Annotated in this window: 16 protein-coding genes; 8 read left to right on the top strand and 8 right to left on the bottom strand. The window is 70.8% G+C overall.

Features of this window, described 5'->3' with window-relative positions; translation table 11 throughout:
* The first annotated feature begins 22 nt into the window (after positions 1–22).
* Entirely contained in the window at positions 23–1,030 is a 1,008-nt protein-coding gene (locus tag AB0927_RS29575; RefSeq protein WP_366670830.1) for a bifunctional lytic transglycosylase/C40 family peptidase, read from the top strand.
* A gap of 175 nt (positions 1,031–1,205) precedes the next feature.
* The gene (locus tag AB0927_RS29570; RefSeq protein WP_366670817.1) at positions 1,206–1,910 is read left to right on the top strand and encodes a phosphatase PAP2 family protein; all 705 of its coding nucleotides are present in this window, start codon (positions 1,206–1,208) and stop codon (positions 1,908–1,910) included.
* 131 nt (positions 1,911–2,041) lie between these two features.
* Here the strand turns inward: AB0927_RS29570 and AB0927_RS29565 are convergent, their stop codons facing one another.
* Complete coding sequence (locus tag AB0927_RS29565; protein ID WP_366670816.1) at positions 2,042–3,631, bottom strand: FAD-binding oxidoreductase; 1,590 nt, start codon at positions 3,629–3,631, stop codon at positions 2,042–2,044.
* 328 nt (positions 3,632–3,959) lie between these two features.
* Here AB0927_RS29565 and pstS point away from each other — a divergent pair, with 328 nt between their 5' ends.
* From pstS to pstB, 4 genes are all read left to right on the top strand, one after another.
* Positions 3,960–5,093, top strand: a complete 1,134-nt coding sequence (gene pstS, locus AB0927_RS29560; protein WP_366670829.1) for a phosphate ABC transporter substrate-binding protein PstS — start codon at positions 3,960–3,962, stop codon at positions 5,091–5,093.
* A 124-nt stretch (positions 5,094–5,217) separates the two neighbouring features.
* Positions 5,218–6,222 (top strand): phosphate ABC transporter permease subunit PstC, encoded by a 1,005-nt coding sequence (pstC, locus tag AB0927_RS29555; RefSeq protein WP_366670815.1) that lies wholly within the window; start codon positions 5,218–5,220, stop codon positions 6,220–6,222.
* Positions 6,219–7,271 (top strand): phosphate ABC transporter permease PstA, encoded by a 1,053-nt coding sequence (pstA, locus tag AB0927_RS29550; protein WP_366670814.1) that lies wholly within the window; start codon positions 6,219–6,221, stop codon positions 7,269–7,271. Before pstC ends, pstA begins: the two co-directional genes overlap by 4 nt.
* Positions 7,272–7,346: 75 nt before the next feature.
* The gene (gene pstB, locus AB0927_RS29545; protein ID WP_366670813.1) at positions 7,347–8,123 is read left to right on the top strand and encodes a phosphate ABC transporter ATP-binding protein PstB; all 777 of its coding nucleotides are present in this window, start codon (positions 7,347–7,349) and stop codon (positions 8,121–8,123) included.
* A gap of 119 nt (positions 8,124–8,242) precedes the next feature.
* Here pstB and AB0927_RS29540 read toward each other — a convergent pair whose 3' ends face one another.
* Positions 8,243–9,241: an inorganic phosphate transporter gene (locus AB0927_RS29540; RefSeq protein ID WP_366670812.1), complete on the bottom strand. Its 999-nt coding sequence runs from the start codon at positions 9,239–9,241 to the stop codon at positions 8,243–8,245.
* Positions 9,242–9,248: 7 nt separating this feature from the next.
* Complete coding sequence (locus AB0927_RS29535) at positions 9,249–9,869, bottom strand: DUF47 family protein (RefSeq protein ID WP_015493282.1); 621 nt, start codon at positions 9,867–9,869, stop codon at positions 9,249–9,251.
* 233 nt (positions 9,870–10,102) lie between these two features.
* On the opposite strand from AB0927_RS29535, the gene AB0927_RS29530 reads away from it, so the two are divergent.
* Positions 10,103–10,447 (top strand): metal-sensitive transcriptional regulator, encoded by a 345-nt coding sequence (locus AB0927_RS29530; RefSeq protein WP_366670811.1) that lies wholly within the window; start codon positions 10,103–10,105, stop codon positions 10,445–10,447.
* 36 nt (positions 10,448–10,483) lie between these two features.
* On the opposite strand, the gene AB0927_RS29525 is transcribed toward AB0927_RS29530, so the two are convergent.
* Both AB0927_RS29525 and AB0927_RS29520 read right to left on the bottom strand, forming a co-directional pair.
* Positions 10,484–10,681, bottom strand: a complete 198-nt coding sequence (locus AB0927_RS29525) for a hypothetical protein (RefSeq protein ID WP_366670810.1) — start codon at positions 10,679–10,681, stop codon at positions 10,484–10,486.
* A gap of 121 nt (positions 10,682–10,802) precedes the next feature.
* Positions 10,803–11,672, bottom strand: a complete 870-nt coding sequence (locus AB0927_RS29520) for a hypothetical protein (protein WP_366670809.1) — start codon at positions 11,670–11,672, stop codon at positions 10,803–10,805.
* Between the two features lie 114 nt (positions 11,673–11,786).
* Here AB0927_RS29520 and AB0927_RS29515 point away from each other — a divergent pair, with 114 nt between their 5' ends.
* Complete coding sequence (locus tag AB0927_RS29515) at positions 11,787–11,942, top strand: hypothetical protein (protein ID WP_366670832.1); 156 nt, start codon at positions 11,787–11,789, stop codon at positions 11,940–11,942.
* A gap of 6 nt (positions 11,943–11,948) precedes the next feature.
* Here the strand turns inward: AB0927_RS29515 and AB0927_RS29510 are convergent, their stop codons facing one another.
* From AB0927_RS29510 to AB0927_RS29500, 3 genes are read right to left on the bottom strand one after another with little or no spacing between them, the layout of a single operon-like run.
* A complete protein-coding gene (locus AB0927_RS29510; RefSeq protein ID WP_366670807.1) occupies positions 11,949–12,368 on the bottom strand; it encodes an NUDIX hydrolase in 420 nt (139 codons plus the stop codon).
* Positions 12,365–13,402, bottom strand: a complete 1,038-nt coding sequence (locus AB0927_RS29505) for a CHAD domain-containing protein (protein ID WP_366670806.1) — start codon at positions 13,400–13,402, stop codon at positions 12,365–12,367. Before AB0927_RS29505 ends, AB0927_RS29510 begins: the two co-directional genes overlap by 4 nt.
* The gene (locus AB0927_RS29500; protein WP_366670805.1) at positions 13,383–15,614 is read right to left on the bottom strand and encodes an RNA degradosome polyphosphate kinase; all 2,232 of its coding nucleotides are present in this window, start codon (positions 15,612–15,614) and stop codon (positions 13,383–13,385) included. The genes AB0927_RS29505 and AB0927_RS29500 overlap by 20 nt, the downstream gene beginning before the upstream one ends.
* Between the last annotated feature and the right edge of the window lie 317 nt (positions 15,615–15,931).

The raw sequence follows: 15,931 nt of genomic DNA, 5'->3' as shown, positions 1-15,931 counted from the left end.
ACTGGCCGACGGCGAGGGGCGGTTGACGGTGCGTAAGGCGTGGATCGTCGGTGGTGCCGTCGTGGCGGGCGGGCTCGGGTTCGTCATGGTGCTCGTGGTCGGGGTCTATCTGGTCGCCGGGAACCTCGTGGGCGGCATGGCCGCGGGCGGGCGGGCGCTGGCCAAGGGCGCGGTGCCGGCGGCGTACCAGCAGTTGGTGCAGAAGTGGGGGAACCTGTGTCCCGCGCTGAGCCCCGCGTTGCTCGCCGCGCAGCTTTACCAGGAGAGCGGCTGGAACCCCACGGTGGTCAGCCCGGCCGACGCCCGCGGGATCGCGCAGTTCATCCCGAGCACGTGGGCGACCCACGGCATCGACGGCAACGGTGACGGCAAGCGGGACATCTGGGATCCGAACGACGCCATTCCGTCGGCGGCGTCGTACGACTGCGAACTGGCCAAGTACGTCAAGGACGTTCCGGGCGACGTCTCCGACAACATGCTCGCCGCGTACAACGCCGGGGCGTACCGGGTCATCCAGGCCGGCGGGGTTCCCGGCATCAGCGAGACGCAGAACTACGTGCGGCGCATCCGCAGCCTCGCGGAGAGCTTCGCCGCGCCGCCCAGCCGGCTCGACCCCACCCGGCAGGCCGCCGGCGCGATCGACTTCGCGCAGAAGAAGCTCGGCACCCCGTATCTGTGGGGCGGCGAGGGCACGGCCGCGCAGGGCGGGCGCTTCGACTGTTCGGGGCTGACCCAGGCGGCCTACGCGAGCGTCGGGATCACGCTGCCGCGCGTGGCCAACGACCAGTACAACGCCGGTCCGCACCCCTCGCGCAGCCAGCTGCTCCCGGGTGACCTGGTGTTCTTCTCCAACGATCTCGGCGACTCCCGGGCCATCCACCACGTGGGGATCTACGTCGGTGGCGGGTACATGATCGACGCGCCGCGCACGGGGGCCGTGATCCGGTTCGACCCGATCGACAGCGCCGATTATTTCGGTGCCACCCGAGTGACCGAAGATGGCGCAAAAGCGCTCCCCACGTCGGTGTAAACCGTGCCTGAACCTGCCGTCTGAACTGCGATGATGAGTCTCTCTTCGATAACGTCTGCGTGATCTTTCGGTGGAGAGCGGAACGCATTGGCGGTGTCCGTGCGTTCCTGTTGACGGGGGTCGGTGCGACGCACACGAGGTGCGTCCGGGAAGACGACGAAGGAGCCGCAGCACCATGGCTGTACTCGCCGAATCCGGATCGAACCCCGACGTCGAATTGCTCTATGACATCAACGGTCTGGCCAAGAGCGCGCCGCACTGGTTCGACCGGATCATGGAGTTCGCGGGCGAGTACGGGCTGCTGCTCGCGATGGTGCTGCTCGTGGTGTGGTGCTGGTGGTCCGTGCGGCGGCGGGGCGGGGAGGACGCGGCGACGTCCGTGGCCGCCCTGGTCTGGGCGCCGCTCGCGGCCGGGATCGCGGTGCTGGTGAACATCCCGATCCGGGGATTCGTGTCACGGCCGCGGCCCTTTGCCGACCATCAGGGGCTCGATGTCCTCGTTTCCGGCAAGAACGACTTCTCCTTTGTCAGCGATCACGCGACTTTGACGATGGCGCTCGGCGTGGGGCTGTTTGTCGCCAACCGCAAATTCGGGCTCGTGGGGATCGGCCTGGCCCTGTTGGAGGGGTTCTGCCGGGTCTATATGGGCGTGCACTATCCGACGGACGTGGTCGGGGGGTTCGCGCTCGGCACGGCGGTGGTACTGCTGCTCGCTCCCCTGGCCTCGGCATTGCTCACGCCGTTGACGAAGGCCGTGGAGAAGTCGCCGAGGGCGGGCTGGATCGTGCGGAGCCGGGCGGCGGCCGAGGTTCCCGTGGTGCCGGGGGCGCGCCGGGCCGTGGAGCCGGCGGATTCCGGGGAACGGGATCTGGCGGCCTGATCACCGGTTCGGCGGCGGCTCACCGGGGCGCGGGAAGCCGACCGAGCGGCCCACGGGATCTGGCGGCGTAACCGGCCGGGCGTTTCGCCAGGGGCGCGGGAAGCCGGCCGAGCGCCCGCGGGGCGCCGCCCCTACACCCCCTGCGCGTACGAGAAGAACCGCTCCGGGTCGTACTGCGCCTTCACCTTCTCCAGCCGCTCCGCCGCGTCCCCGTAGTACGCCTTCCGCCAGTTCGGCAGCGTCGGGTCCGTGTAGTTCTGGTACGCCGCGCCGGAGGCGTACGGCGCCATCGCGTTGTGGGCCGAGGTCAGCCAGGACTGTGCCGTGCCGCCGGTGCTTCCCGCGGGCCAGGAGGCGATGTACTGGGCCAGCATGCGGGACCGGCGGTGCACGAAGGCCGTCGCCGTCGGCGCGACCCGGTTCACCGCACCGCCGAGCGCGGTGAACGCGATGCTGCCCGACCCGCCCCGCACCGCCGCGATCTGCCGCAGCACCGTCTGGATGCCCGCCGCGGACAGTGAACGGTCGAAGAAGTCGGAGCGGGCGGCGTACGTCTCGCGCCCGAGGGCGCCCTGCGCGGAGCGGCCCGGTGTGCTGCCGGGCAGATGGCACTGGGCCGGGGCGGAGAAGGAGGAGCACCCGGCGTAGATCTCCATCGCCTGCTCGTAGCCCCGCCGGTGCAGGGAGACGGCAGAGGCGTCGGCGCCGGCCTGATGGGCGAGGCGGTCCACCGCGTTCTTCAGCTCGCCGTAGGTGCCCAGCGAGAAGCAGGAGACGGAGACGGACGGCGTCCGGCCCGGGGCGCACTCCAGGTGCAGGGACGACCAGATCTCGTCCGGCTGCGTCGGCCCCCACTCCTGCCACGCCCGGAGCACCGCCGCCGCCTTCGACCACGGCCAGGACAGGTACCCGGTGACCGCCTGCGGCGCCGGGTGGGTGCGGAAGCGCAGCTCGGTGACGACGCCGAAGTTGCCGTTGCCCGCGCCGCGCAGCGCCCAGAAGAGGTCGGCGTGGTCGGTGGCGTCGGCCGTGAGCTGCTTGCCGTCGGCCGTGATCAGGGTGGCCTGGGTGAGGCTGTCGCAGGTCAGGCCGTACGCGCGCGAGACGACCCCGTGGCCGCCGCCGAGCACCAGGCCGGAGATGCCGACCGTGGGGCAGGAGCCCGCCGGTATGGTCACGCCCTTCGCGGCCAGCCCCCGGTAGACGTCGATCAGCTTGGCGCCGCCGCCGACCACCGCTTCGTCGCCGCTCACCCGGATCCGGTCGAGGCGGGAGACGTCGACGACGAGGTGGTCGTCGCCGGAGGAGTAACCGGCGTAGGAGTGGCCGCCGTTGCGTATCGCCACCCGTATCCCGTGGGATCTCGCGTACGACAGGACGGTGCGGATGTCGGCGGCGTGCGCGACGTAGGCGACCGCGGCGGGCCGCAGGGCGTCGAAGCGGGTGTTGTAGAGCCGGTGGGCGGTCCCCCACTGGGCGTCGCCGGGCCGTACCAGGGTGCCGTCGAGGTCGCGGGCGAGGGCGCTCCAGTCGGCGGGGCCGCTCGCGTCGGTGCTCCTCATCGGCGTGAGCGACGACGGGGAAGCCCCGGACGTGCCCGAGGGACGCCCCGCCGGGTGCGTCGAGGCCGCGGCGGAGTGGCCCCCGCCCGAGCCGCACGCGGTCAGTGCCGTCGTCGTCAGCGCGGCCGCGCCGCCCGAGATGAACGTTCGCCGTTCCATGTCTCCGTCACCCTCCCGCGGCCCACGTGGCCGCCTGGGAACGAGACGACGGCGCGCCCGACCGGGTTCCCGCCACGGGCGCCGGACATCACCCACGTCCCTGTCCGCCCGGCTCGCCGGAATCGGAGCGTGCCCTCCCCGTGAGCGTTCCGTGACCTCACCGGGCTGACGGCAGGGGTTCACCCGCCGTTCACGTCCGACCTTCGGCGGCTTCACCTGATCTGCCTAATTTCGGCCTTACCCGGTGCGGAGTGCGGTTCGGATGCGCTCCCGTGCCACGACTTCGCACGCCGCCGACAGCGGCGGCTCCTGGAAGGAACTCCCGAACGTGAAGCTTCAGCGCAAGAACCGGCTGCGCGCCCTGACTCTCGGTGCTGTCGCCGTCTCCGGCGCCCTGGCCCTGACGGCGTGCGGCTCCGACGACAACGGTGGCGGTTCCAAGGCCTCGGGCAACCCGTCCTCGGCGACCAACGCTTCCTCCATCAAGTGCGACGGCGCCAAGGGTCAGCTGCTGTCGGACGGCTCTTCCGCGCAGAAGAACGCGATCGACGCCTGGGTCAAGAACTTCTCGCAGGCGTGCGGCGTGCAGATCAACTACAAGGCCGGCGGCTCCGGCGCGGGCGTGACCTCCTTCACCCAGGGCCAGATCCCGTGGGCGGGCTCCGACTCGGCGCTCAAGCCCGAAGAGGTCGCCGCGTCCAAGAAGGTCTGCTCCGGCGGCCAGGGCATCGACCTCCCGATGGTCGGCGGCCCGATCGCCATCGGCTTCAACCTGAACGGCGTGGACAACCTGGTCCTGGACGCCCCGACCCTCGCCAAGATCTTCGACGGCAAGATCACCAACTGGAACGACGCGGCGATCAAGAAGCTGAACCCCTCGGCGAAGCTTCCCGACCTGAAGATCCAGGCCTTCCACCGCTCGGACGACTCCGGCACCACGGACAACTTCACCAAGTACCTGAAGGCCGCCACCCCGGCGAACTGGAACTACTCGGGCGGCAAGACCTGGCAGGCCAAGGGCGGCCAGTCCGCCGCGCAGTCCTCCGGCGTGGCCCAGCAGGTCAAGCAGACCAACGGCGCCATCGGCTACTTCGAGCTGTCGTACGTCGGTGACGGCGTCAAGGCCGTGAGCATCGACACCGGTGCCGCCCAGCCGGTCGCCCCCAGCACCGACAGCGCCACCAAGGCCATCGCCGACGCCAAGGTCGTCGGCACCGGCAGCGACCTGTCGCTGCAGCTGAACTACAACACCAAGGCCGACGGCGCCTACCCGATCACCCTGGTGACGTACGAGATCGCCTGCGACAAGGGCAACAAGGCCGACACCCTGCCCACCGTCAAGGCGTTCCTGAACTACATGGCCTCCGAGGACGGCCAGAAGCTCCTCAGCGGCATCGACTACGCGCCGATGCCCGACACGATCATCGGCAAGGTCCGCACCACCATCGCGGGCCTGAGCTGACCTGATCCGAGAGTGCGGCCCGGACCCACGCCTCCCCGCGGGCCGGGCCGCACCGTCCGGTGCACCGCCGCCACGAGTCGCCCGCCCCCGCCGGGGCGAGCGGCTCCGCAGACCGGAGAACCCGATGGACATAACGAAGACAACCGACGCACCACCCCCCACCTCCCCGCCGGCCGCCGGCCCGGGGAAGAGCGTGAACCGCGGCGCCACCCGCGCCGGTGACCGCGTCTTCCTCGGTCTGTCCCGCGGTTCCGGCATCCTGCTGCTGGTGATCATGGCCGCCATCGCGGTCTTCCTCACCTACCGCGCCTGCCTCGCGATCAGCAAGGACCACGGCAACTTCCTGACCACCTTCGAGTGGAACACCAACCTGGTGCCGCCGTCCTTCGGCATCGCGGTCCTGGCTTTCGGCACGGTGGTCTCCTCGGTCATCGCCATGGTCCTGGCCGTGCCGGTCGCGGTCGCCATCGCGCTGTTCCTCACGCACTACGCCCCCCGCCGGATGAGCGGCCCGGTCGCCTACGTGATCGACCTGCTCGCCGCGGTGCCGTCCATCGTCTACGGCCTGTGGGGCGCCCTGATCCTCGTACCGCACCTGAACGGCCTGTTCGGGTGGCTCGACGAGTACCTCGGCTGGACCGGGATCTTCTCCTGGCAGGGCGGCGCGCCCCGCTCGATGCTCACCGTGGGCATCCTGCTCGCGATCATGATCCTGCCGATCATCACCAACGTGAGCCGCGAGGTCTTCCGCCAGGTTCCGCGGATGCACGAGGAGGCCGCGCTGGCCCTCGGCGCCACCCGCTGGGAGGTCATCCGCATGTCGGTGCTGCCCTTCGGGCGCTCCGGCGTGATCTCCGCCTCGATGCTCGGCCTCGGCCGCGCGCTCGGCGAGACGATGGCCGTGGCCACGGTCCTCTCGCCGACCTTCGACATCCAGACCAGCCTGCTCGACCCGGGCGGCGGCACCTTCGCCCAGAACATCGCCAGCAAGTTCGGCGAGGCGACGCAGGACGGCCGGGACGCGCTGATCGCCTCCGGCCTGGTCCTGTTCGTCATCACCCTGCTGGTCAACGGCGCGGCCCGCGCGATCATCGCCCGCCGCAAGGAGTACTCGGGGGCCAACGCATGAGCACCGCAGCCGTCACCGACAAGCGCGGCGGTTCGCTGCGCAGCGCCAGCCTGCCGAAGTGGTCGCCGTGGGCGATCGCCGCGGGCGCGATCGTGGTCGCGGTGGGCATCGGCGCGGGCGCCGGCCTGAGCAGCCACGTCCAGTGGGGCGTGATCGCCGCGCTGCTGTTCATCCTCGGCACCTACGTCATCGCCTCCGTGGTGGAGGGCCGGCGGCAGGCCAAGGACCGCGTCGCCACCTCGCTGGTGTGGGTCGCCTTCCTGCTCGCCGTGGTCCCGCTGGTCTCGCTGATCTGGACCACCGTCAAGCGCGGTGTGAAGGTCCTCGACCCCTACTTCCTGACGCACTCCATGGGCGTCGTCGCCGACTCCGAGCCGGGCGGCGGCATCTACCACGCGATCATCGGCAGCCTGGAGCAGGTCGGCCTCGCCACCCTGATCGGCGCGCCGGTCGGGGTGCTCACCGCGATCTACCTGGTGGAGTACGGCCGTGGCGGGCTCGCCCGCGCGGTCACCTTCTTCGTCGACGTGATGACGGGCATCCCGTCGATCGTCGCGGGCCTGTTCATCCTCAGCCTGATGCTGATGGCCGACATGCAGCCCTTCGGCTTCGCCGGCTCGCTGGCCCTGGCCATCCTGATGATGCCGGTCGTGGTCCGCTCCACGGAGGAGATGCTCAAGCTCGTACCGAACGAGCTGCGCGAGGCGTCCCTGGCGCTCGGTGTGCCCAAGTGGCGCACGATCCTGAAGGTGGTCCTGCCGACCTCCATCGGCGGCATCACCACGGGCATCATGCTGGCCATCGCCCGTATCGCGGGGGAGACGGCGCCGGTCCTGCTGCTGGTGTGGGGCAACTCCTTCATCAACAACAACCCGTTCTCGGGTGCCCAGCAGGCGCTGCCGCTGTACATCTACCAGCAGTACTCGCAGAGCTCCGGTTCCACGGCGGCGTACGACCGCGCCTGGGCGGCCTCGCTCACGCTGATCGCCTTCGTGATGATCCTCAACCTGGCGGCCCGCGGCATCGCCCGCTGGAAGGCCCCCCGCTGACAATGTGCGGCTATCGCCGCGTGACCGGTCGCTGACGGCGGCCTCCACAGCGACTGACGGAAGTGAAGTAAGACAATGGCCAAGCGAATCGACGTAAGCGGACTGACCGCCTACTACGGCTCCCACCGGGCGATCGAGGACATCTCGATGACCGTCGAGCCGCGCTCGGTGACGGCGTTCATCGGGCCCTCCGGCTGCGGCAAGTCGACGTTCCTGCGCACGCTGAACCGCATGCACGAGGTCACCCCGGGCGGCCGGGTCGAGGGCAAGGTGCTGCTGGACGACGAGGACCTGTACGGCACCGGGGTCGACCCGGTGTCGGTGCGGCGCGAGGTGGGCATGGTCTTCCAGCGCCCGAACCCCTTCCCCACGATGTCGATCTTCGACAACGTGGCGGCCGGTCTGCGTCTGAACGGCAACTACCGCAAGAGCGAGCTGAACGACATCGTCGAGAAGTCGCTCAAGGGCGCGAACCTCTGGAACGAGGTCAAGGACCGCCTGAACAAGCCGGGCGCCGGGCTCTCCGGTGGTCAGCAGCAGCGGCTCTGCATCGCCCGCGCGATCGCGGTCGAGCCGAAGGTGCTGCTCATGGACGAGCCGTGTTCCGCGCTCGACCCGATCTCGACGCTCGCGATCGAGGACCTGATCGGGGAGCTGAAGGAGCGGTTCACGATCGTCATCGTCACGCACAACATGCAGCAGGCGGCGCGTGTCTCCGACCGTACGGCGTTCTTCAACCTCGCGGCGGTCGGGCAGCCGGGCCGTCTGATCGAGATCGACGACACCGAGCGCATCTTCTCCAACCCGTCGGTCCAGGCGACGGAGGACTACATCTCCGGCCGCTTCGGCTGAGCCGAGGGACGAAGAACTCCTCGCGGTGCTGCATGGCGGTGCCACCACGAGGACCCAAGGGCCCGCCCCCACTCCGGGGGCGGGCCCACCGCATTCCCACGATCTCGGCGGCCTGAGGGTCAGAGGACGGTCAGTTTCACCAGGCCGAAGGCCAGGGCCGCGACCAGGGCGGCGGCCGGCATGGTGATGAACCAGCCCAGGACGATGTTCTTGGCCACGCCCCAGCGGACCGCGTTCAGGCGCTTCGTCGCGCCGACGCCCATGATGGCGGAGGTGATGACGTGGGTCGTGGAGATCGGCGCCTTGAAGAGGTACGCCGTGCCGAACATGATCGACGCGCCGGTCGCCTCCGCGGCGAACCCCTGCGGCGGGTCCAGCTCGATGATCTTGCGGCCCATGGTGCGCATGATCCGCCAGCCACCGGCGTACGTACCGAGCGACATCATGATGGCCGAGACCAGCTTCACCCAGACCGGGATCGGGTCACCGAAGGTCTCCTCGCCGGAGATGACCAGGGCCATCACCACGACACCCATCGTCTTCTGGGCGTCCTGGAGACCGTGGCCGAGCGCCATGCCCGCCGCGGAGACCGTCTGCGCGATGCGGAAGCCCCGCTTGGCCTTGTGCGGGTTGGTCCGCCGGAAGAGCCACATGATCAGCAGCATGACCAGGTAGCCGACGATCAGACCGACGACCGGGGACAGGAACATCGGGATGATGACCTTGTTCACCACGCCGTCCCAGTGGACCTGCGTACCGCCCGCGAGCGCCGCCCCCACCAGGCCGCCGAACAGCGCGTGCGAGGAGGACGAGGGCAGGCCGAAGTACCAGGTGACCAGGTTCCAGGCGATCGCGCCGAGGAGCGCGGAGAAGAGGATCCCCATCCCCGTGCCGCCCGACGGCGTCTCGATCAGTCCCTCGCTGACCGTCTTGGCGACCCCGGAGCCGAGGAACGCGCCGGCGAGGTTCATCACGGCGGCCATCGCCAGCGCCGCCCGCGGGGTCAGCGCCCGCGTGGAGACGGAGGTGGCGATCGCGTTCGCCGAGTCGTGGAAGCCGTTGGTGTACGTGAACAGGAGCGCGACCGCTACGGTCACGACCAGAGCCAGGGTGTCCATCGACGCCTCAGGACTCCTTGACGGCGATGGTCTCCACCGTGTTCGCCACGTGCTCGAACGCGTCCGCCGCCTCTTCCAGCACGTCCACGATCTGCTTGAGCTTCAGCACCTCGATCGCGTCGTACTTGCCGTTGAAGAGGTGCGCCAGCAGCTTGCGGTGGATCTGGTCGGCCTGGTTCTCCAGACGGTTGACCTCGATCCAGTACTCGGTGAGGTTGTCCATGGTGCGGAGGTTCGGCATCGCCTCCGCGGTCAGCTCGGCCGCGCGGGCCAGCACCTCGATCTGCTGCTCGACGCCCTTCGGCAGCTCCTCCACGTTGTAGAGGACGACGAGGTCGACGGCCTCCTCCATGAAGTCCATGATGTCGTCCAGGGAACCGGCGAGGGCGTAGATGTCCTCGCGGTCGAACGGCGTGATGAACGAGGAGTTCAGCTGGTGGAAGATCGCGTGCGTGGCGTCGTCACCTGCGTGTTCCGCTGCCCGCATGCGTTCCGCGATCTCGGCCCGGGCGGAGGAGTCCGCCCCGAGCAGTTCCATCAGGAGCTTCGAGCCGGTGACGATGTTGTCCGCGGATGCGGCGAACATGTCGTAGAAGCTCGTCTCCCTGGGGGTCAGACGAAAGCGCACGTGGGGTCCTCGGGGTGCTTCGGTTTCGGTCAGGCTGATGCTAGGCGCATCATCCGGCCACGGCTATCGGGCCGCCCTCCAGTGTCGCCCATCGAGCACGGCGATCACCACGGGGGCGTACCAAGGCCCCCATACCCAGCAAAATTCGGTACCATATACCCAGTAGGGGTATGCCGGGCGTTATGTCCCCCGGTATGTGATCGAGAACACCCGTCCCGAGATGGAGGCCCGCTATGACGACCACCGAGGCCGGCACGACGGCACCCTCCGAGCAGACGGAGTGCGGTGACCACGCCACGCACGGTTACCACAAGCAGAAGGACGAGCACCTCAAGCGGCTGCGCCGGATCGAGGGCCAGATCCGGGGCCTCCAGCGGATGGTGGACGAGGACACCTACTGCATCGACATACTCACCCAGGTCTCGGCCTCCACCAAGGCGCTGCAGTCCTTCGCGCTCCAGTTGCTGGAGGAGCACCTGCGGCACTGCGTGGCGGACGCGGCCCTCGCGGGCGGGAACCAGATCGACGAGAAGGTGGACGAGGCGACGAAGGCGATCGGGCGGCTGCTGCGCACCTGAGCCCCACCGCCGCCCGGAGCGGACCGCTCAGGTCGCTCAGGCCGTGTGGCCTGTTCGATCCGTCCGGTCCGGGCGTCGCTCGCGTTCCACCCGGAGCACCTGGTCGATGCTCTCCAGGCTGAGCCGGTCCTCGGCGGCCGAGGCCGCGATGATCAGCTCGCCGCACAGCTCGATCTCGGCGAGGGCCACGTGGTCCTGAACCGCCGTACCGCCGACCGCCGCCACCCGCCTCACCTCTTCCCTGACGTCACCGAACTCCTAGGGTAGGAGGCGGTTTACCTACCGCGCATGGCACGGACGGGCTACTTACCGGGTGGCGTCATGGGACTAGTGCCGGGCCGGGGCATGGCCGGATTCAGGCCCCGTCGGCACCTGTGTCCTCCGCGATGCGGCCGGCGTAGATGTCCCGCTCGGGCGGCAGATCGACGACGGCGGGGGTGCCGAAGTCGTACAGCAGGGTGGTGGAGGTGACGGCGACCGGTGTCTGCTGCCGGCCGTTGACGAAGCTGAAGCGCTGGCGCAGCTTGCGCAGGCGGCCCTGGTCGTCCAGGTAGGCGTCGAAGGGCACCTCTGCCGTGGCGAACCCTTTCGCCGCGGCCGCCAGGGAGTTCCTGACGTCGGCTGGGGCGTACCGGGCCGCGTGGGCCAGGTCCGCGGTGCCCCGGTAGTGCCGCACCGGAGTGCCGCCGACCTCGGTGCGGCCGACGTAGCTCGCCCGCCGGGTGCCGCGCAGCACCTCGGCGGCGACGTAGGGGTCGGTGACGCCGCCGGTGACGAGATTGCCGTCGGAGAGCGTGGCGGTCTCCACCCGCACCCACTTGTCGGCGGGCACCCCGGCCCCCCGGTTCTTCATGAACAGGGCGCCGGGCGCGAGGAGTTCGGTGAGCGGGCGGTGCTCGGCGGCGCCCGTCGGATCCGAGGGGAGCACGACGGTCAGCCGGCCGAGCCGGTGGACGTAGTCGTAGACCCCCTTGCCGCGGATGGTGACCCGGGTGCCGCCCGTGGCCATCTCCATGGCGGTGCCGGTCTTGGAGCTGCCCGCGTCGGTCAGGGCGCCGGCGGCGCCGGTCAGGACCCTGACCGGATCGCCCGCGCCGCTCTTGACGTCCTCGGCGGGGAGCCCGGGGAGCGAACAGCCGCCGGTGCCCGCCCCCAGTGCGAGCGTGAGACCCACCACGACGGCCGTTCTGCCCGGGTGCGCCTGCCTGTACTGCCGCCGTGCCATCGCCCTGCCTTCCCCCAGCCGGTACGTCCGTTACGGCCCCCCTGTCGCCGGGTTAACGACGAGTAGGGGACTGCCGTCACGCTCCACCCGCGGCCGCTCGGTACGGTGGACGGCGTGGCGGAGCAGGACGCGCGGGAACCGGACCATCTGACGACGACGACCGAACAGGGCCGCTTCTGCGTGGCCCGCTGCACCTGCGGCTGGCGCGGCCCGGCCCGCAGGGCCCGCAGCCAGGCCAGAACGGACGCCGCCGGGCACGCGAACGGGTGAGGCGGGCTAGCGCGGCGCTGTGCCGATGGCCGTGAGGGCCGGGGGGATCAGGTCCCTGTCCCGGGGGTGGGTCAGGCGGTCGTGGGCCTCGGCCGGGGGCAGCCAGAGCAGCTCGGTGACCTCGTCGTTGGGCACGAAGGCGCCGCCCGTCGACTCCGCCGCCCAGTAGGCGACTTCCTTCCCGCGGCCCGTGTGGTCGACGTAGCGGGCCGTCGGCAGGCGCGGGCCGAGCCGGCAGGTGTGGCCCGTCTCCTCCCGCACCTCGCGCAGCGCCGCCGCGCGGGCCTCCTCGCCGCGCTTCAGCTTCCCCTTGGGCCAGGACCAGTCGTGCCACTTGGGCCGGAAGACCAGGGCCAGTTCGATGCCCCCGGAGGGCGAACGGCGCCACAGCACACAGCCGGCGGCCAGCACGGGGGTGTCGGTCATACCGTCTCCACCGGGTCTCTCTGCCAGGCGCGCTGGAAGGCGAACCGGGCCGCCTCCACCTCGTGGCGCTGGTCGGCGTGGAGGACGCCGAGGGCGTAGGCCGTGGCGGGGGCGATGCGCGGGGTGCGGGCGGCCTGGGCCGCGGCGGCGGCCGCCTCCGAGGCGTCGCGGTGCCGGTCCAGACACTGGCCCGCCGTCAGCACCCGCGTGTCCGCGGCGGCGTCGGCGCCCAGCACCTCGCAGGCGTAGCGGTGCAGCCGCAGCAGCAGCCGTACCTGGTGCCAGGAGCCGTCCTGGGGGTGCGGGGCGGGATCCGGGGACAGGCCGTGGACCAGGGCCTGCGCGTTGTAGGGGTGGCCCGCGGTGACCAGCGGCAGCGCGGTGACGGCGTCGGTGAGCCGCTCCCGCGCGGCGCCGGCGAGGGGGCGCAGGTCGGTGGTGGGGGCGGTGGGGGTGAGGGGCACCTCGCTGGCGAGTAAGGCGACCTTGTCGGCGACGGCGTGGAAGCGGCTGGAGCCCAGGGCCTGGAGGGCGGTGGAGTGGGCGCGGGTCCGGGCGAGGGTGAGCTGGCGTTCGAGCAGGGCGCCCGCCTTCGCCGCGCCCACCGTGAGGTTGCCGCGGCCCGGCGGGGACGGTGCGGGGCCGCCGGGCACCGTCGCCTGCTCGGGAATCACCGCCGCCCCCGACAACCGGTGCAGCGCCTGCAACAGCCGCTCCAGCCGCGCCTCGTACGCGTGCTCGAGCGCCAGCGTGCCCGACAGCCAGGCCAGTTCGGGCCGCATCGACTCCGACCACGCCGCATCCAGCAGGGGACGGTAGGTGTGCAGGCTGCCGCTGATGCGCCGGGCCGAGCGGCGCAGGGCGCGGGCCGCGTCGACGGATTCCGGGCCGGTGCCCGTGGCGCCCCCGGTCTCCCGGTGCAGGCGCAGGGCGCGCAGGAACTCCGTGGCGTGGGTGCGCAGATAGCCCGCGAGGGCGTTCCCCGTCGCCACCTCGGCCGTGGGGTCCTTCGGGTCAAGGTGTCGCTGTGCCACGCCGGCGCCTCCGGGCGTCTATGAGCGTCTCCTGGATGTTGCGCAGGGGCTGGCCGTCCGCGTCGGTCGCGTGCCGCGTCCACTCGCCGTCCGGGCCGAGGTGCCAGGAGGCGGTGGTGTCGGACATGCCGGTGTCCAGCAGCCGGTTGAGGGCCGCGCGGTGGCCGGGGTCGACGACCCGTACCAGGGCCTCGATGCGCCGGTCGAGGTTGCGGTGCATCATGTCGGCGCTGCCGATCCACACCTCGGGCTCGCCGCCGTTGCCGAAGGCGAACACCCGCGAGTGTTCGAGGAAGCGGCCGAGTATGGAGCGGACCCGGATGTTCTCCGAGAGGCCGGCGACGCCGGGCCGGACGGCGCAGATGCCGCGGACCCAGATGTCCACCGGCACGCCCGCCTGGGAGGCCCGGTACAGGGCGTCGATGACGGCCTCGTCGACCATCGAGTTGACCTTGACGCGGATGAAGGCCGGGCGGCCCGCGCGATGGTGCTGGACCTCCTTGCCGATCCGCGATATCAGGCCGTCCCGCAGGGACTTGGGGGCGACCAGCAGGCGGCGGTAGGTCTCCCGGCGGGAGTACCCGGACAGCCGGTTGAACAGGTCGGAGAGGTCCGCGCCGACCTGCGGGTCCGCGGTGAGCAGGCCGAGGTCCTCGTAGAGCCGGGCGGTCTTCGGGTGGTAGTTGCCGGTGCCGACGTGGCTGTAGCGGCGCAGGGTCTCGCCCTCCTGGCGGACCACCAGCGACAGCTTGCAGTGCGTCTTCAGGCCGACCAGTCCGTAGACGACGTGGCAGCCGGCCTCCTCCAGCTTCTTCGCCCACTTGATGTTGGCGTGCTCGTCGAAGCGGGCCTTGATCTCCACCAGCACCAGGACCTGCTTGCCGGACTCGGCGGCGTCGATGAGCGCGTCCACGATGGGGGAGTCGCCCGAGGTGCGGTACAGGGTCTGCTTGATCGCGAGGACGTCCGGGTCGTCGGCGGCCTGCTGGAGGAAGGCCTGCACCGAGGTGGAGAAGCTGTCGTACGGGTGGTGCAGCAGCACGTCCCGCTGGCGCACCGCCGCGAAGATGTCGGGCGGGGACGCCGACTCGACCTCGGCGAGGTCGCGGTGGGTGCCCGCGACGAACTTGCGGTACTTCAGCTCGGACCGGTCCAGGCCGTGGATGCGGAACAGGCCGGTGAGGTCGAGCGGGCCGGGCAGCGGGTAGACCTCGGCCTCGGAGATCTTCAGCTCGCGCACCAGCAGGTCGAGGACCTCGCGGTCGATGGACTCCTCCACCTCCAGGCGCACCGGCGGCCCGAAGCGGCGCCGCATGAGCTCCTTCTCCAGGGCTTGCAGGAGGTTCTCGGCGTCGTCCTCCTCGACCTCCAGGTCCTCGTTGCGGGTGAGCCGGAAGGCGTGGTGCTCCAGCACCTCCATGCCGGGGAACAGCTCTTCGAGGTGCGCGGCGATGACGTCCTCGACGGGCACGTACCGGCCGGGGCTGGACTCCAGGAAGCGGGAGAGCAGCGGCGGCACCTTGACGCGCGCGAAGTGCTTGTGGCCGCTGACCGGGTTGCGCACGACGACGGCCAGGTTCAGGGACAGGCCGGAGATGTACGGGAACGGGTGCGCGGGGTCGACGGCCAGCGGGGTGAGGACCGGGAAGATCTGGTGCCGGAACAGCGTGAACAGGCGGGCCTGCTCCTTGTCCGTCAGCTCGCTCCAGCGGACCAGGTGGATGCCCTCCTCCGCGAGTGCGGGGGCGACGTCCTCGTGGTAGCAGGCGGCGTGCCGGGCCATCAGCTCGCGCGAGCGGGCCCAGATCATCTCCAGGACCTCGCGCGGCTGGAGCCCGGAGGCCGACCGGGTGGCCACGCCGGTGGCGATACGGCGCTTCAGGCCCGCGACCCGGACCATGAAGAACTCGTCCAGGTTGCTGGCGAAGATCGCGAGGAAGTTGGCCCGCTCCAGCAGGGGCGTGTTCGGGTCCTCGGCGAGTTCCAGGACGCGTTCGTTGAAGGCGAGCCAGCTGCGCTCCCGGTCGAGGAAGCGGCCCTGGGGCAGCGGGACACCGTCGGCCCGGGACTCCTCGTACACGTCGAGATCCGCGTCGAGGTCGGGTTCCAGGTCGGAGACCGTGGCGGCCACCGTGTGCGGGCGGCGCGCGGCGATGGAGCCCACGGGGGGCTGCGGGTGCTGTACCTCTGCCTGGGCGTCTTGCTGGCTCATGAACCCATTCTTCCGCGCGACCGGCGTAACGGGCGCGTCGGAACGTGCGGGCGGCAGCGTCAGGGTCCCGTTCCCCGCGGGCCCCTCGGGGGGCGGCGAAGGCTCTGGCACGACGGGTTTCATTGGCAGAGCCTCGCAAGCCCGTCTGAATCGATGGTTACGGAGACATGACGTGCGGGATAGCGCGGGGCGGCTCCCGGGGGTCCGTGCCGCGAAAGCGACGGATTCCGCGGCGGCCCGGGCACGGTCGTGGGAACGCGTATGAGACCGGGCCACGAGGACGGGTCCGCCCGAATTGTGGTCCTACCAGTCTTCGT

The organism is Streptomyces sp. NPDC048106 (genome assembly GCF_040706415.1).
GTDB lineage: Bacteria > Actinomycetota > Actinomycetes > Streptomycetales > Streptomycetaceae > Streptomyces.
The sequence above is the reverse complement of the archived record's forward strand: the minus strand, read 5'-3'. Positions and strand labels throughout refer to the sequence as shown.

Bases quoted from the DNA above. Each gene is read 5' to 3' on its own strand.
- AB0927_RS29530 (WP_366670811.1), top strand. From the start codon at position 10,103: ATGACGACCACCGAGGCCGGCACGACGGCACCCTCCGAGCAGACGGAG.
- pstC (WP_366670815.1), top strand. From the start codon at position 5,218: ATGGACATAACGAAGACAACCGACGCACCACCCCCCACCTCCCCGCCG.
- AB0927_RS29570 (WP_366670817.1), top strand. From the start codon at position 1,206: ATGGCTGTACTCGCCGAATCCGGATCGAACCCCGACGTCGAATTGCTC.
- AB0927_RS29565 (WP_366670816.1), bottom strand. From the start codon at position 3,631: ATGGAACGGCGAACGTTCATCTCGGGCGGCGCGGCCGCGCTGACGACG.
- pstB (WP_366670813.1), top strand. From the start codon at position 7,347: ATGGCCAAGCGAATCGACGTAAGCGGACTGACCGCCTACTACGGCTCC.
- AB0927_RS29520 (WP_366670809.1), bottom strand. From the start codon at position 11,672: ATGGCACGGCGGCAGTACAGGCAGGCGCACCCGGGCAGAACGGCCGTC.
- AB0927_RS29540 (WP_366670812.1), bottom strand. From the start codon at position 9,241: ATGGACACCCTGGCTCTGGTCGTGACCGTAGCGGTCGCGCTCCTGTTC.
- AB0927_RS29510 (WP_366670807.1), bottom strand. From the start codon at position 12,368: ATGACCGACACCCCCGTGCTGGCCGCCGGCTGTGTGCTGTGGCGCCGT.
- AB0927_RS29500 (WP_366670805.1), bottom strand. From the start codon at position 15,614: ATGAGCCAGCAAGACGCCCAGGCAGAGGTACAGCACCCGCAGCCCCCC.
- pstA (WP_366670814.1), top strand. From the start codon at position 6,219: ATGAGCACCGCAGCCGTCACCGACAAGCGCGGCGGTTCGCTGCGCAGC.